This window comes from Bacteroides finegoldii DSM 17565, assembly GCF_000156195.1.
Classification (GTDB): Bacteria; Bacteroidota; Bacteroidia; order Bacteroidales; family Bacteroidaceae; genus Bacteroides; species Bacteroides finegoldii.
Genome location: NZ_GG688328.1, coordinates 1 through 15,754, shown reverse-complemented (window position 1 = coordinate 15,754; position 15,754 = coordinate 1). Strand labels below are relative to the sequence as shown.

Below are 15,754 nucleotides of genomic sequence, written 5' to 3'. Positions count from 1 at the left end.
GCAAATGTAGGAAAAAATGTCGGTTACACTTGTAAATATCCGCTTCTTTTTGTTCCTTTGTTACCTATTTATAAACGGAAAGCTTATATATGAGAATACTAATTTATTTGCTTTTGTTGCCATTAATGGTGGTTGTGGTTGCCTGTGGCGGCAAAAAAGGAGCTTCAGACAAAGAGTCGGTATTAGCGACAATGGATAGTGTGGATGCTCACGGATTGCAACGTATGCAGACTTCCAAAAGCGAAACGGACTTTAAATTTAAAGGAAAAGATTACCATTCCATTGTTTCACGTACTCCGGACGAAAGTTTGCCTCATATCAAGAATGAAATGGGAGATACCTATGTAGACAATAAGATCGTACTGCGTCTGATGCGCGGAAACGAGAAAGTTTTTGATAAGACGTTTACCAAGAATGATTTCTCTTCTGTGGTAGACGCGAAATTCCTGTCGAACTCTATTCTGGAAGGAATCGTATATGATAAGACTACTTCGCAAGGGATAGTGTATGCCGCAAGTGTCTGTTATCCGCAGACAGATTTGTATATGCCGCTCTCTATAACAATCACTTCAGACGGGAAAATGAATATAAAGAAAGTGGATATGCTTGAAGAAGAATATGATGATATCCCGTCTAATTAGCTCTTGGGATAGATATCGACAATGGAATTGCACAAATGTGAAAACATTTGAGACAAACGGAAGGCGACCTATATGGTTGCCTTTTGTATTTTTGCACCGTTAAAAACTTAATACCAACCATAGAATGAAGAAATACATTTTGGCTATCTGCGTGGTAGCAGTAAGCTGTACAGCACTGAACGCTCAAACAAAGAATACGCAAACATTGGTTCCGCTGACTGAACGGGTAAACGTACAGGCAGATTCGGCACGTGTTAATCAGATTATAGACGGTTGCTGGGTAGCAGTCGGATCTAAAAAGTCCCATGCCATTCAGAGGGACTTTACTCGTATGTTTAACGGAAAGCCTTCTTATCGTTTTGAACTGAAAGAAGACGATAATACACTGTCGGGATATGCCAAAGGCGAGACCAAGGGACGTGCGGAGTTCTCATACTGTTATGCAACATCCGATGATTTTAAAGGGAAACCTGCCGATACCTATAAGAAAGCGCAAATTATGAAAACCGTGTATCATCACGGAAAAGGAGCTTGCCCGCAAGGCTCTTCACGTGATTATGAGTTTTCGGTATACATCCCTTCTACATTGGGCAGTGATGTTTCCACTATTTTTGCTCAATGGCATGGAATGCCGGACCGTACATTGGTTCAGACTCCGCAAGGAGAAGTGAAGACATTGACAGTCGATGAATTTATAGAATTGGAAAAGACTACCATTTTTAAGAAAAATGTGGGCCACGAGAAAAAGGCCAAGTTGGACAAGCAAGGTAACCCCGTAAAAGATAAACATGGCAATCCTGTATATACAGCCGGAAAAGCTAATGGATGGTTGGTTGAACAAGGAGGCTATCCTCCATTGGCATTCGGATTCTCCGGAGGATGGTTCTATATCAAAGCAAACTCTGACCGTAGATGGCTGACCGACAAAGATGACCGTTGCAATGCAAATGTAGAAAAAACACCTGTCATGAAACCGGTGACTTCTGAATACAAGTCATCGACTATCGCTTACAAAATGCCTTTTGCCGATTTCCCGAAAGATTGTTGGATTACATTCCGTATCCATATTGATTGGACTGTCTACGGGAAAGAGGCTGAGACAATTGTAAAGCCGGGTATGCTTGATGTACAGATGAATTATCAGGATAAAGGTAAAAAGGTTAGTAAACACCTTGTAGACAATGAGCAGATTCTGATTGGACGTAACGACAAAGATGGCTACTATTTTAAATTTGGTATTTATAGGGTAGGTAACAGCACCAAACCGGTGTGTTACAATTTGGCAGGTTATTCGGAAAAGTAACTCCGGATAACAAGCTGCTGTTAGAGAAAGTTAAAGATTGGCAAACTCATAATATTCCAGAATCTTTTTAGGTTCTATATCGTTATTTGCATTATTAAAAACAAAGTGTAATATTAATGCTAAAAGGATAACGATTATGAAGAAGATTTTATCTTTACTTGTATTGGCTATAGTGGCCGTGCAGTTCTCGTTTGCAGCTGATGTGATAACTAAAGACATCAACCAATTGCCGCTTTCTGCGCGGAATTTTATCAATCGTCATTTCACAAAGCCTGAGGTTGTTCAGATTAAGATTGATAAGGATCTGATGGAGTCTACTAAGTATGAAGTCTTATTAATGGACGGTACGGAGATCGATTTTGACAGTAGGGGGAATTGGGAGGAAGTTAGCGCTAAGAAAGGAAAGACTGTTCCTGCAACTGTTGTTCCGGGATTTGCTGCCAATTATCTGAAGACTCATAATTTTGTGAGTGAAGGTGTGACGAAAGTAGAACGTGACCGTAAGGGGTACGAAATCGAATTGTCTACCGGAATATCTTTCAAGTTTGACAAGAAGGGCAAATTTTTGAAAGCGGATGATTGAGTAGTTATATGTAGATAAACCTAAACCGGAAGATTGTTATGTGGAAATTTAAGTTTGGCTTATGGGCAGTGGTTTTGATAACCTCTGTCTTTTCTTTCAGCGCATGTGGTGGTGATGATGATAATGATACTTTTGTTCCTCCTGCTAATATTGAGGTAGCTTTGAAACAATTGTATCCGGGTGCGCAGAATATAGAATGGGAAGTGAAAGGTGTTTATTATGTAGCTGATTGTTGGGTGACCGGTGATGAACTGGAAGTCTGGTTTGATGTGAATGCCAATTGGGTGATGACGGAGAATGAATTGGATAATGTTAATCAGTTAGTACCGGCTGTTTATACTGCCTTTATGGATTCTGACTATAACACATGGGTAGTGACGGATGTGTATGTTTTGACTTATCCTTTGAACCCGACTACCTCTGTCATTCAAGTAAAACAGGGCAGCCAGCGCTATTCACTTTATTTCTCACAGGAAGGCGGATTGCTCCATGAAAAAAATATTAGTAATGGAGATGATACCAATTGGCCGCCGACTGAGTAGGTGAATTGTTACATCTGTTGGTAGTCTTTAGCCAATCCTCCTTCGCTTGTTTCTTTATAGAGGGAGGGAAGGTCATGACCGGTTTGTTTCATCACTTGTACAACCTTATCGAAAGAAACGCGGTGCATACCGTCTGTAAAAGCAGAATAGAGGTTAGCGTCCAGCGCACGTGCTGCGGCATAAGCGTTTCGCTCGATACAGGGAATTTGTACTAATCCGCATACCGGGTCGCAAGTCATTCCCAAGTGGTGTTCCAATCCCATTTCTGCTGCATATTCAATTTGTGCGGGGCTACCTCCGAATAGTTGGTTGGCAGCGGCTGAAGCCATAGCACAGGCAACGCCTACCTCTCCTTGACAACCGACCTCCGCACCGGAGATGGATGCATTGAATTTGACGATATTACCGATAAGCCCTGCTGTTGCCAATGCGCGTAAAATGCGCATATCACTGAAATCACGGCTTTTCTGAAGGTGATAAAGTACTGCAGGCATTACACCACAGGAACCACAGGTAGGTGCAGTTACAATCTTGCCACCGGAAGCATTTTCTTCACTTACTGCCAATGCGTATGAAAAAACAAGCCCTCTGGATTGGAGAGATTGCTTGTATCCGGTGGCACGTATATAATAGGTAGAAGCTTTTCGTCTGAGATTTAACGGTCCTGGCAGTACGCCTTCCGCTTCCAGGCCACGATGAATGGCGTCTTTCATTGTAGTCCATACCTCTGCCAAATAATCCCAGATATCATCGTTCTCACATTCTTTTACGTATTCCCAATAACTTTTTCCTGTACGTTCACACCATTGCAGAATCTCGGTCATGTTGTTCATCCCATATACTTCCGGGCTTTCGATAGTCGGGCTATCGTTGTTTTCTGCCAGTGCACCGCCACCGATACTATAAACTGTCCAATTTTCGAGTACTTTGTTACTGGTGTCGAAAGCAGCAAATGTCATTCCATTCGGATGGAACGGTAGGAAAACTTTGGGTTGCCACACGATTTCTACAGGAGCAACCGCCTGCAGGGTGTCTATAATGGCCACATCTGTCATGTGCCCTTTCCCCGTAGCGGCTAGGCTGCCATAAAGGGTTACTTTAAAAGAAACTGCGTCCGGATGGCGTTCCAGAAACATTTCTGCGGCTTTACGCGGTCCCATAGTGTGGCTGCTGGAAGGACCTGTACCTATTCTATATAACTCTTTAATTGATTTCATGACTGATGATATATTTTCGTTAATACCAGTTTTTCTTTTTGAAGAACAAATATACGATAATACCGATAATTCCCATCACTAACCAGGCAAATAAATAACCATATCGCCAATCCAGCTCCGGCATCCATTTATAATTCATTCCCCATACCCCGGCCAGAAAAGTTAGGGGAATAAAGATAGTGGATACGATAGTCAGGCGTTTCATAATGTTGTTCATGCGCAGGTCATTGTTGGAAATATAAAGGTCTACCAATGAAGAAAGCGTTTCCCGGCAGATTTCGATGGTTTGCAGTACAAACTGGAGATGATCGTTCACATCGTTGAAGAAAGCACGGTTGACTTTATGGATAAGCAGGTTTTCCGCACGTAACAGTTTTACATATTGTTCTTTTAGCGGAAGTATTGCTTTCTTCATCAGCATATATTGGCGGCGGAGTGCCTGGATTTGAATGCCTATATCATATCCTTCGGTGATGGTGAGCAGTTCTTCTTCCAGATCTTCGAGAGCGTCATCGATAGAAGAGATGGTTGAAATATAATTTCCCATTACACTATTCAGTAGCACACTGAACAAATAGTCTGTTTGGCGGCTGCGTATTTTCAGAACGTCATTGCGCAAGGCTGTATTGACATCGTCGAAGAAGTCGGTTCCTTTTTCGAGGAAGGTAAGTACATAATTACTTCCGAGAATAATGCATACTTGTTGTTGGAGCAGTTCGTCCAACTCGTCCTCTCCCTTATGTGTATTGGGATAGAATAATTTCAAGATCAGGACAATATATTTATCATGCTCTTCGATTTTGGTGGGGTGGTTTGCATTTAGAATATCCTGTAATACAAGGAAGTCTATTTCGAAATGACTGCAAATCTCACGGATGGTTTCCGTATCTTTCATCCCGTGTACTTGCAGCCAATTGATGTGCGTATTGTCCAATGTATCTTTGATTGATTGGAAGGTATTACCGGACGACTCCTGTATTTCTGTCGTACTATACGTGCATAGGTGCAAATGGGTAGGAGTGAGACTGTCTCCGGTATAAATCAGCTTTTCGCTTAATAGGTTATTCTTCATGCTTTGTTCTCGTATTTAGACGTTTTTATTTATAGGTTAGTCAAAATCAACTACAGTGATTCCGGCACCTCCGAATTGTACGTGTTCGTCAGCATAATGGCTGACCCCCGGTACGGTAGAGAGGTATTGGCGGATAAGCGTACGGAGTATTCCCGTACCTGTTCCGTGAAGAATGCGCACGCGGTCCATGCCTACCAATATAGCATCGTCGATAAAGTAGGTGACTGCTTGCAGTGCTTCATCGCCACGCATACCCCGCACATCGATATCTTGTTTGAAACTGAGTTTCTTTTCGTACATCTGATCATGTGTCTGGCTGCTGACAAATGTACTCTTGGCAATCCCTTCCGTCTTTTGAGGAGCATTGCTGCGTTCGAGACGGTCTATCTTTACAGTCGTTTTAATGCTTCCGAAAGCGACAATTGCATTTTTGCCGTTTATTTCCATGACTTGACCAACACTTGTCTGTCCTTTGATTTTTACATTCTCGCCAATACCAATGGGAGTCACTTTGGGAACAATGATTGTTGGGGCATTGGCAGCTTTCGGTTCGTTCTTTTTATTTTTCTTCCGTTCCTGCTTTTCTTTCAACTTTTCCATTTTCCGTGCCAGTTTTTCTTCTTGTTCTTTGGAGGCTAATGCGTCCAAAGAAGTGCGGAAGTCAGTCAGTTCTTGACGTGCCAGACGAGTCTTTTCTTTTTCGGCCTGTGCTTCTTTGATGGTGCGGATAGTATTTTCAATACGGGCATTTGATTCTTGCAGTATTCGTTCCGCTTCTTCCTTTGCCTGTTTGATAATCTCTTTTCTTGACTTTTGCAGCTCTTCCATCTCCGTCTGGTAACGGGCAATGGTTTCTTCCATCTGTTTCTCCCGTTGTCGGATGGTTTGGCGTTTACCCTCCCAATAACGTTTGTCGCGGACAATGTCTTGCAAGTATTTATCAGCGTTGATGTATTCGCTTCCCACAATTTCCGAAGCGTCTGCAATGACATCTTCGGGTAATCCGATTTTTCGTGCGATTTCTACGGCAAACGAACTTCCGGGATTGCCAATCTGCAATTGGAATAGTGCCTGCATGAGATGACGGTCGTAAAGCATGGCTCCATTTACTACTCCTTCATGGTCTTCAGCGAAATGCTTCAGGTTTTGATAGTGAGTGGTGATCACTCCGAAAGTTTGTTTCCGGTTGAAACGTTTTAATACGGCTTCGGCGATGGCGCCTCCTATCTGGGGTTCCGTACCCCCTCCGAATTCATCAATCAAGATGAGGCTGCGTTCATTGCAGTTTTTCATCATGATTTTCATATTGGTCAGATGTGAAGAGTAGGTACTAAGATCATCTTCAATGGACTGCTCGTCACCGATGTCGATAAAAATACTGCTGAATATACCTGCATGACTGCGTTCGTGCAGCGGGATCAACATTCCGCATTGAAGCATATATTGCAGTAATCCTACCGTTTTCAGACAGACGGATTTACCACCGGCATTCGGACCGGATATAATAAGGATGCGTTGTTTTTGGTTAAGCTCGATATCCAGGGGCACGACTTTTTTCCCATGTTTGGCTAATGATAGCTGTAACAGGGGATGAACAGCCATTGTCCAATCCAGTAGTTGCTCATTTTCTATAGCTGGTTTCAAACAGTTCGTCTGTATTGCAAAATAACTTTTTGCGCGGATAAAATCAACTTCTGCCAGAAATTCATACGACTGTAAGATTTCCGGAATAGACGGGCGAAGGGTATTGGAGAACTCAGTAAGAATACGAATGATTTCCCGTCGTTCGTCTCCTTCAAGTTCACGGATACGATTATTGGCTTCTACTACTTCTGCGGGTTCTATAAATACAGTCTTTCCACTAGCGGATTCATCGTGTACGATTCCTTTGATTTTCCGTTTCAGTCCCGGAGCTATAGGGATGACCAGACGGCCGTCGCGCATAGTTGGAGTTACATCCTTATCTACGTATCCTTCGGATTGTGCGCTACGCAAGATACTGTTCAAAGATCGTGAGATACTTCCCATTGTGCTGGAGAGTTCACGACGTATGCGTGCTAATTCAGTTGAAGCGTTGTCTTTGATTTTACCGTATTTATTGAGAATACCGTCTATTTTTCCGATTAATTGCGGAAATACGGCTATATCTCCGGCTAATCGTTTCAGGCTGGGGTAAGGGGTATCGCTTTCTTCTTCCTCTTCATTCCGATGTAGGAAGCGTACGATATCGCGGATTGTTTCCAATGAACGGCGTAAGTCAAACAGTTCTTGTTCGTCCAGATACATGCCTTCTATCCGTACTCGTTTCAATGAAGGACGGACATCAAAGAAGAACTGATCGGGAAATCCGTCTTCTTCTTGAATGATGCGGATAAATTCAGTTACTTGATTTAATTTCTCTTCTACTTCTTCGTATTGGTCGGAAAAGACCATATCAGAGACTCGTTCCTCGCCTAAAGTGCTGAGACATCTATCCTTTAGTAGCTGTCTTATTTGGTCGAATCCTATCTTTTGCTCAAAATTTTGAGGATATATCATATTTCTATCTTGCTAATGGACTGCAAAAATACGATTTATTCGCGAAAAAAATATCAGAATGTTTGCAGATTTAAAAATGATTCGTACCTTTGCACCGCTTTCAACGGAAAGCACTTCTGATAAAGAAGTTTTGGAGAGGTGGCAGAGTGGTCGATTGCGGCGGTCTTGAAAACCGTTGAAGGTAACACTTCCCGGGGTTCGAATCCCTGTCTCTCCGCAATAAAGGGTGTAAATCAAGCATTTGCGAGATTTACACCCTTTTTTACACCCAAGAATGTAAAATTGGGTGTTTTTGTATTTTTTAAGATTCTTCAAAAGAATGTCAATTACAAAGCGATTGGTATTTCTATGGACTGGCAGAATGAACCTTTATGACGAAAAATATAGTTATTCAAAAAAATAAATATCTTAAATATGGAATTCATTTGCCAAATATGAAATTTCTATTCATATATTCCTCTTTTGTAATTCATTAGATATTGGGTAAAAGTCTTGCCTGTTTCTTTTTTGAAAAAACGCATGAGGTGACTGGGGTCGGAAAAGTGGAACTCGTCTGCCAGTTGGCTCACATTCAGATTGGAGAACAGTAGCTCATTTTTCAGCTCTTCCAAAAGACGTTGCTTGAGTAAGTGAATGGCTGATACACCAAATTGCGCCATGACAGAATTATTCAAGGTGATACGACTTACCCGAAGCATATCAGCATATTCTTGAACGCGCTGTGTCGTTCGGATATGTTTTTCGAGTAAGTCCTTGAATTTGAATGCGTAATTGTTTTTTGGCACTTCGACAGGTAGACGATAAGTTTGAGCGTATGCCCGGTTGATAATTACCAGTAGATAATAAAGCACTGACACAATGAGGTTGTAAGTGTCTACCACAGGATGTTGTAGTTCTTGTTTTATCTTTTTTAAGAGGCGCATATATTCCGTCAGCTCCTCCGGCTCGGCAAACAAGTAGGGCGGTGTATCAGTCTGATAATAATACAACAGCCGATATACGAAGAACTTGTCAGCAATGAACGTGCGCATAAAGTCTTCGCGGAAAATAAGAAAAGTGTAATCTAGTTCTACCTCGTTCACGTGCCATTCCTGTTGCTGGTGCGGCGACAAAAGCAGCACCATACCATCCCGTAACTCCACTTTTCGGAAGTTCAGCAACAAATATCCATTGGCACGACGAAAGAAATAGAAGCTGAAAAAATCTGTCTTAAACGCCTTATGCTCGGTCAAGACACCACAGATGTCCTTGCTTTCGCCTGTGTTAATGTAGAAGTCTACGCCACATTGCGTTTTATTGAACGGAACGCTTACAAGTCTTTCGGGATTGATTATAGCTTTCATCACTCTTGTTTTTTGCTTTCTGCAAATATACATCATTCTTTTATCAAAATGGCATATATTCCTGTTTTTAAGGCATAGAGACATTGGGATATCCTTTCGAACTTTGTACCCGAAAAATAATACAAAACATAACATCATGAACGAAAAAGCAATTATTCGGTTGGTACGCAGTGCCACCTTGAAAATCAACTATGCAGGACATACCATTCTTATTGACCCCGTATTTGCCGACAAAGGAACCCTGCAATCAGCTCTCGGTGTATATAAGAATCCGAGGGTACATCTCGTAATGCCTATTAGCGACATTACTGAAGGTGTTGATATGGTACTGCTCACCCACAACCACATCGACCATTACGAACCAAGTGTAAAGCAGCATTTGCCGAAAGACATTCCTTTCTACACCCAGCCACAAGATAAGGCCGCCATCCTGAAAGATGGTTTCTCAAATGTAGAAGCGATTGAAGAGAGCATAACCTTAGGTCATCTGACCATCCACCGTGCTATTGGCCATCACGGTTTCGGTCAGATAGGCCAGATGATGGGACCTGTTTCGGGCTATGTGCTGATGTCCGAAGGGCTTCCGACTATTTATATCATGGGCGATTGCAAATGGGAAGAATGTACTCTTGCTACCGTGGAAAAGTATCGTCCTAATTATATTGTGGTGAACAGTGGCGGTGCGGTATTTCCCGAATTCTCTAAGACGGACGGTTGTATCATCCCCAATGAACAGGAAGTAATGGCGATGCTTGACACACTCCCCCCACACATCAAGCTGATTACCGTACACATGGATGCCATCGATCATTGCCAGACCACCCGTGCCATCCTTCGCAACGAAGCTCGCCATCACGGGACGGATATGAGCCGACTGATTATACCGGAAGACGGAGAAAGCATAACACTTAAATAACTGTATAAACAATCATTTCAAAATATTAGAAAGATGAAAAAGATTAGGAAAATCGCGGTAGAACAGAATTTCGCCGCGATCAGTGTCGGTAAGTTGAATGAACTGAATGAATACGAACTTCAGCTTGGCCCGGATGTGAAAATTCCCGGAAAAGTATTCTGCAGCACCGCTCTCGGAACTACGGGAAGCGAGTTTTCTTTCCAGTCATTCGCCCCGGGTACAGAAACCGGATTTCTGCATAGTCACAAGAGTCATGAGGAACTTTATTTTTTCCTCTCCGGTAAAGGTGAATTTCAAGTAGACGGAACAGTGTTCCCAGTGGAAGAAGGTAGCGTTGTCAGGGTATCTCCTGCAGGAAAACGAAGTGTCCGTAACAACGGAACGACTCCGCTCCTCATGCTCTGCATACAATATTGCAGCAATACATTCTCACAGGAGGATGCCACTGACGGAATCATACTGAAAGAACCGGTAAAATGGAAAGTCTCTCCGAAATGATTCTAAAAAGGAACTCTAAGCAGATGACTATCTGTATAAAATCCCTGATAAAGAATATGAACATAGTGGTAGGCTGCTCCATCGGGTGCAGCTACTGCTATGCCCGTAACAACTGCCGCCGTTTCCATATTACGGACGACTTCTCCGTACCGGAATATATGGTGCGAAAGCTGCGTATCATCGACACGCCCAAGCCTCACGTATGGCTGATGACCGGAATGAGCGATTTCTCCGATTGGAAGCCTGAATGGAATGCGGAAATATTCAGACGAATGAAAAGCAATCCGCAACACGCTTATATATTCCTTACGAAATGTCCGGACAAGATCAGTTTCTCTACAGATGACGAGAATGTATGGATGGGCGTGACCGTCACGCGCAATTCCGAAAAAAAGCGGCTAGACGATTTGAAAAGAAATATCAAGGCCAAGCACTACCATGTCACTTTCGAACCTATTTTCGATGAAATCGGCGATATAGATTTCGAGGGTATCGACTGGATTGTCATAGGTACGGAGACCGGACATCGGAAAGGCAAAGTGGATTCCCGTCCCGAATGGGTGCTTCACATTGCCGACCAAGCCCAAACACAGGGCGTCCCCGTGTTTATGAAAGAGGATTTGCTGCCTATAATGGGCGAAGAAAGGATGATTCAGGAACTGCCGGAACAATTTACAAAACGCTTACAATGAATACCGAAATAATCAAAGAAATAGACGTACAGAGCGTTATGACCAAATCCTCACTGCCGGTCGGAGGATATTCGGTCAACCCTTACGTGGGCTGTCCCCACGCCTGTAAGTATTGCTACGCATCGTTTATGAAACGATTCACCGGGCATACAGAACCGTGGGGTGCATTTCTGGACGTGAAGAACTGGAAACCGATAGCCAATCCGCACAAATATGACGGAGAGCGCATTGTGATAGGTTCCGTGACGGATGGTTACAACCCGTATGAGGAGCAATTTTGCCGTACCCACAGGCTGCTCGAAGAGCTGCGTGGGAGCAACGCCGAGATTATGATATGCACTAAGTCCGACCTTGTCCTGCGCGACCTCGACCTGTTGAAGCGTTTTCCCAAAGTAACGGTGTCATGGTCGGTCAATACGCTTGACGAGCGTTTTCGTACGGATATGGACAATGCCGTGAGCATAGAACGTCGTCTGAACGCAATGCGTCAGGTCTATGAGGCGGGCATCCGTACCGTGTGTTTTGTATCGCCCATATTCCCCGGAATAACCGATATGAAGGCGATTATCGAGAAAGTGAAAGGATATGCCGATTTGATATGGCTCGAAAACCTGAATCTGCGCGGGCAGTTCAAGGGAGGGATAATGACGTATATCCGTGAGAAGCATCCCGACCTCTTTCCGTTATACGAAGAAATATACAACAAAAAGAGGCTTGATTACTGGCAGGCATTGGAACAGGACATTTCCCAATACGCCAAGGCACAGGGGTTTCCATATAGAATAAATGATTTGCCTTACGGGCGCTCGGAAAAAGGCAAGCCGGTTATCGTAAATTATTTCTACCACGAAAAGATACGATTGACTAAATGAGGGAAAGATATTGACAATATGGTATATTAATAGTGAATAAGATATTCTTTTATTGCTTATTTTACTTTAGAATAGTTAGACAACTTAGATTTTGTACTATATATTACGATAGAAGTACAATCCATGATGAATTGTACTTCTCTATATTACATCCTGAATCCTCTGGATTTTTGTTCTTTCTGCACTGAGTTACGCAGATGCTGCTGTAACTTCTCCCATTGTTCTTTGAACCATTCGCTGATTGGCTGTTGGTTTATAGTCAGCATCAATTTATTCTTATCGATCGGGCTTCGTTCAATTTTGAAAATTACATTTTTTGTTTCAAATCTCTGTCTATATTCTTCGGAATAGATTTTTCCACTACATCTGAGAGCTTCCTTTTTGTATAAAAGAGAATCAACCATCCCCTTGGTAAAACCAGTGACATAGCATAATTTTTCCATTCTCAGCATTTCTTTGAGTAATGGGAACCAGCATAATGCCTTTTCAAGCAGGGTGTTTAGCCGTGATATTTCTTTGTCTTTAGCTTCAATCTCTTTATTATGTATTCCTTGAAGATTGCGTATTTGTCTGCCGTGCTGTTCCTGCATTTGTTGCATCTGAATTTTTAATTCATCAGTAGCTTTGTCCCGGTTGGCAATCTCCTGATGTAGCTGCTCGATGTTATGTTCCAGTTCTTTCAACTTACCGCTTCCGAAAAGAGAACCTACGCTGCTGGTTATGGCAGTGGCTACATCGGTAGCTGCACTTTTGAGTTTGTCTGTACGTATCTCAGCTTTTACCTGTTTGAGTTCCTGTTCGGCAAGGCTTACCTGTTGCTCCTTGTGTCGCTTGGTTTCTTCTATACGTTGCAGTTCGGCTTTCTGCTTCTCAATGATGAAATCGTTTCGTTCCAGATGCTCTTTACCTGTGACAGCTTTTGTCTGCCCACGTTCCATTAGCAGAATATCGGAAGCAAGGGTCTGCATGGTTGCCATATCCTCGTCATTGAGCTTTCGGCTCTTCCCGGTTTCGTGGTTCATCCAGTCGAATACGATATGAGCATGATAGTTCGGCTTGAACCATCTGCTTCCTATTTGGAAGCTCTCTTTGTCTTCCGCTTCCGGCTGACCGTTCAGCCAATGCCCTTCGTCTTTATGCAGGAAAATCTGTAGCGGAGTGATGCCCCAGCGTCTTTGGCACTCTTCACCGAATTTGCGTACATCAGCCAGTGTGGTGTCCGGTCTGATAAGCAATACTCCTTCACGGATGGGTGAGCATCCCGCCACCTTGATAATCTTTCCATTCTTTCCCTTGCGTTCCCTTTCCTTTTCCTGCATGGCACGTCCGGTCTTTTCCTTGACCATTTGCTTGATATTGTCATAATGAGTTCGCAGTTCGGGAGTGCCGAAGTCGGGATTTATCCACTGTTCGTTATCGGTGGAAAGTTCGGGAACGACATAGATTCTGGACTCCCCGATATTACGCATATACTCGGCAGTCCTTCGGTTGTGTGCCTCGCTCGATGCGATGTTGCAAGGCTTGATGTGTATGCTTGATTTTGTTGCCATAGCTTCTTTTCTTTGTTTACAATTAATTTACTTTGCTCGCTTTCGCAGAGGGGTTATTTTATGAATCTCGGCTGCATTCGGCATAGGTCAAGCAAGTTTGCCTCTGCTCTCATTTGCACGAGATTTCTTAGGGGTAACCCATAAGCGGAGATTGCAAAGAGAGGGTCACTCTTTGCTCGGGGTTCTCAGGGGTGAAACGCCCTGAGTGGGTCATTAGGGCAAAGCCCTAATCCCCTCGGGAGAGCCCACAACTACGAAAGCGGAGCGTGTAGTTATAGTGGGCTATAACCGGAAGCCGCTCTTCTTCTCCGGTGATTGGCTGCGCACCCCTTTGGCGGACTGGAGCTGCCTTTTTCTTTCAACCTGTTTCTGTAAGTATTCGTTCAAGTCCTTGCATCCGCTGTAAATCTGCGAAGCGTCCCGGATGTACCGGTCTCTGCCGTATTCCATGCGGATTTGCCGGAGTGCTTCCATTCCTGCATGGTCGTTGTCGAAAAAGCAGTGGATGCGTTCGTAATTGCCCAACGGATAGAGAGCCTTGTTCACATTCGATACGGAGTTCAATACAATATAGTCCTGCCCGTCCAATTCCGGATAATTTGGGCAGCTCTCTTGTCTCAATGTCAGAAAGGAAAGGTAGTCCATGAAACCCTCGAACACATAGCAGGCAGTCCTTGCTTTTCCCGACTGTCTGATGTGGGAGATTTCCTTGGGGGCGATGCAGCCCTTGAAATAGGGGTTACGAACCTCAAACCCACCCGAACCGTTAGGGAATGCGATGGCAAAGTAACGCTTGCCGTTGTGGGTGTAACGGGCTTCACTACATTCTCTTTTTGCCAGTTCCAGATTTATTCCTCTACCTTGTAAATAGGAAAGCAGGGCAGGAGACGATAGCGGTACTATCTCCAGCTGTTGGAAGCTCGGACCGAAAGAGTCCTGCTTGCCAAAAGAGAAAGATACCGGGTGTACATGCGGTGTCTGTTCCGCAATCCGCTCCAGCAGGTAAGGTACATGGTCGGTAGCATACAGGTGTGCAGCCAGTTCAATGATACCGCCCCCTTTCCCTAAACCGAAGTCGTACCACTGGTTGCGTTCGGTGTTCACTTTGAAGGAAGCCTCTGTTTCTTCCCTCAAGGGAGATTTGTACCAAAGGTTGATACCCTGCTGTTTGACGGGTGAATACCCCAGGCTGTGCAGGTAGTCAGCCAGATTGATTTGTTTTGCAGTCTCGATGTTCATAAGGAAATCGTTTTTAGTGAGTGCTTTGATTATTTCTCTTTTTGCCCGCAACTCTTAAAAGTATGCGGTCAGTACAATCACTTCACTAAACTCCTAATATATAGACCCCCGGAATAAAGTGAAGTGATTTGTCTGTTTCTGAAATCACTTCACTAAATTGTCGTATATATAGGATACGGGAATAAAGTGAAGCGATTTTCGGGATTGTCGGCTAATAGTGGTAATCGGGCTTGAAGGAATACTTCCTGCCGTTTTCCTGCACTATCATCCGTTTGTTGCGCAGCATGGTGATAAGCGCCACTGCATTCTGGTGATTCAGTCTAACCCCTTCTGCCAGATAAGTCCTGATTAAGGTGTCTTCCAGCTCCTTGTAGCCGTATTCCTCTTTCAGTGCAAAAGCGGCTTCCAGTGCGGCACGGTGCTGCGGTTCTGAAATATCCTTGTAAGGGTCAAACTTTTCCACCGAGGGTCTTCCCGGCTTCCTTGCTTCCGGCTTGTAGCCTTCCGCAAGTTCGGGCAGGGCTCTGTCGTTGATGCAGAATGCAAAAGGCTCGAAATCCATCGCCCGGATGTGCATGGCGGAAACATGGCTGATGTCGCTGTTCCCCTTGTCCTTTTCCACCAGCAGGACTGTTTCCGCCTTGTTGTTCAGTTCCGTACCAATGTGCCCTCTTGCGTTCTCATCCCCCTTGTTCTGATGCAGTATCGTATGGATATGAATCTGCCTGTCGTCCGTCCACTGCATCAG

General features: G+C 43.8%; 14 protein-coding genes, 1 tRNA gene and 1 pseudogene. 9 read left to right on the top strand and 7 right to left on the bottom strand.

Translation table 11 applies throughout. The annotated features are described in order from the left end of the window. Positions 1-89: 89 nt before the first annotated feature. From BACFIN_RS05715 to BACFIN_RS05730, 4 genes are all read left to right on the top strand, one after another. Positions 90-641 carry a DUF4738 domain-containing protein gene (locus tag BACFIN_RS05715; protein WP_007758885.1) on the top strand — a complete coding sequence of 184 codons (552 nt, stop codon included), beginning with the start codon at positions 90-92 and terminating at the stop codon, positions 639-641. 124 nt (positions 642-765) lie between these two features. Next, a complete protein-coding gene (locus tag BACFIN_RS05720; protein ID WP_007755944.1) occupies positions 766-1,944 on the top strand; it encodes a heparin lyase I family protein in 1,179 nt (392 codons plus the stop codon). A gap of 136 nt (positions 1,945-2,080) precedes the next feature. Then, positions 2,081-2,527: a PepSY-like domain-containing protein gene (locus BACFIN_RS05725; protein WP_007755943.1), complete on the top strand. Its 447-nt coding sequence runs from the start codon at positions 2,081-2,083 to the stop codon at positions 2,525-2,527. A 38-nt stretch (positions 2,528-2,565) separates the two neighbouring features. After that, positions 2,566-3,069, top strand: a complete 504-nt coding sequence (locus BACFIN_RS05730) for a PepSY-like domain-containing protein (RefSeq protein ID WP_007755941.1) — start codon at positions 2,566-2,568, stop codon at positions 3,067-3,069. Positions 3,070-3,077: 8 nt separating this feature from the next. Here BACFIN_RS05730 and BACFIN_RS05735 read toward each other — a convergent pair whose 3' ends face one another. The 3 genes from BACFIN_RS05735 to BACFIN_RS05745 are packed head-to-tail and all read right to left on the bottom strand — an operon-like array spanning position 3,078 to position 7,896. Then, positions 3,078-4,286 carry an L-serine ammonia-lyase gene (locus tag BACFIN_RS05735; protein WP_032839817.1) on the bottom strand — a complete coding sequence of 403 codons (1,209 nt, stop codon included), beginning with the start codon at positions 4,284-4,286 and terminating at the stop codon, positions 3,078-3,080. Positions 4,287-4,305: 19 nt separating this feature from the next. Continuing rightward, positions 4,306-5,358 carry a magnesium/cobalt transporter CorA gene (gene corA / locus BACFIN_RS05740; RefSeq protein ID WP_007755936.1) on the bottom strand — a complete coding sequence of 351 codons (1,053 nt, stop codon included), beginning with the start codon at positions 5,356-5,358 and terminating at the stop codon, positions 4,306-4,308. 36 nt (positions 5,359-5,394) lie between these two features. After that, entirely contained in the window at positions 5,395-7,896 is a 2,502-nt protein-coding gene (locus BACFIN_RS05745; protein ID WP_007755935.1) for an endonuclease MutS2, read from the bottom strand. Between the two features lie 132 nt (positions 7,897-8,028). Here BACFIN_RS05745 and BACFIN_RS05750 point away from each other — a divergent pair. Then, positions 8,029-8,113 (top strand) — tRNA-Ser (locus BACFIN_RS05750). 226 nt (positions 8,114-8,339) lie between these two features. Here the strand turns inward: BACFIN_RS05750 and BACFIN_RS05755 are convergent. Further along, entirely contained in the window at positions 8,340-9,239 is a 900-nt protein-coding gene (locus tag BACFIN_RS05755; RefSeq protein ID WP_025819263.1) for a helix-turn-helix domain-containing protein, read from the bottom strand. A gap of 136 nt (positions 9,240-9,375) precedes the next feature. Between BACFIN_RS05755 and BACFIN_RS05760 the strand changes: the two genes are divergently transcribed. Genes BACFIN_RS05760 through BACFIN_RS05775 form a run of 4 tightly spaced genes read left to right on the top strand, consistent with a single transcriptional unit; the run spans position 9,376 to position 12,217 of the window. Continuing rightward, positions 9,376-10,155, top strand: a complete 780-nt coding sequence (locus tag BACFIN_RS05760) for an MBL fold metallo-hydrolase (protein WP_005924041.1) — start codon at positions 9,376-9,378, stop codon at positions 10,153-10,155. Positions 10,156-10,188: 33 nt separating this feature from the next. Then, positions 10,189-10,653 carry a cupin domain-containing protein gene (locus BACFIN_RS05765; RefSeq protein WP_005924039.1) on the top strand — a complete coding sequence of 155 codons (465 nt, stop codon included), beginning with the start codon at positions 10,189-10,191 and terminating at the stop codon, positions 10,651-10,653. Positions 10,654-10,676: 23 nt separating this feature from the next. After that, positions 10,677-11,345 carry a radical SAM mobile pair protein A gene (locus BACFIN_RS05770; protein ID WP_005924036.1) on the top strand — a complete coding sequence of 223 codons (669 nt, stop codon included), beginning with the start codon at positions 10,677-10,679 and terminating at the stop codon, positions 11,343-11,345. Next, positions 11,342-12,217, top strand: coding sequence for a radical SAM mobile pair protein B (locus BACFIN_RS05775; protein ID WP_005924033.1), 876 nt, complete (start codon positions 11,342-11,344; stop codon positions 12,215-12,217). Before BACFIN_RS05770 ends, BACFIN_RS05775 begins: the two co-directional genes overlap by 4 nt. A gap of 146 nt (positions 12,218-12,363) precedes the next feature. On the opposite strand, the gene BACFIN_RS05780 is transcribed toward BACFIN_RS05775, so the two are convergent. The 3 genes and pseudogenes from BACFIN_RS05780 to BACFIN_RS05790 all read right to left on the bottom strand — a co-directional run. Then, entirely contained in the window at positions 12,364-13,767 is a 1,404-nt protein-coding gene (locus BACFIN_RS05780; protein ID WP_022210005.1) for a hypothetical protein, read from the bottom strand. Positions 13,768-14,049: 282 nt separating this feature from the next. Continuing rightward, entirely contained in the window at positions 14,050-15,006 is a 957-nt protein-coding gene (locus BACFIN_RS05785; protein ID WP_032839816.1) for a toprim domain-containing protein, read from the bottom strand. Positions 15,007-15,217: 211 nt separating this feature from the next. Then, positions 15,218-15,754, bottom strand: a pseudogene (locus tag BACFIN_RS05790) (AAA family ATPase); the annotation flags it as partial.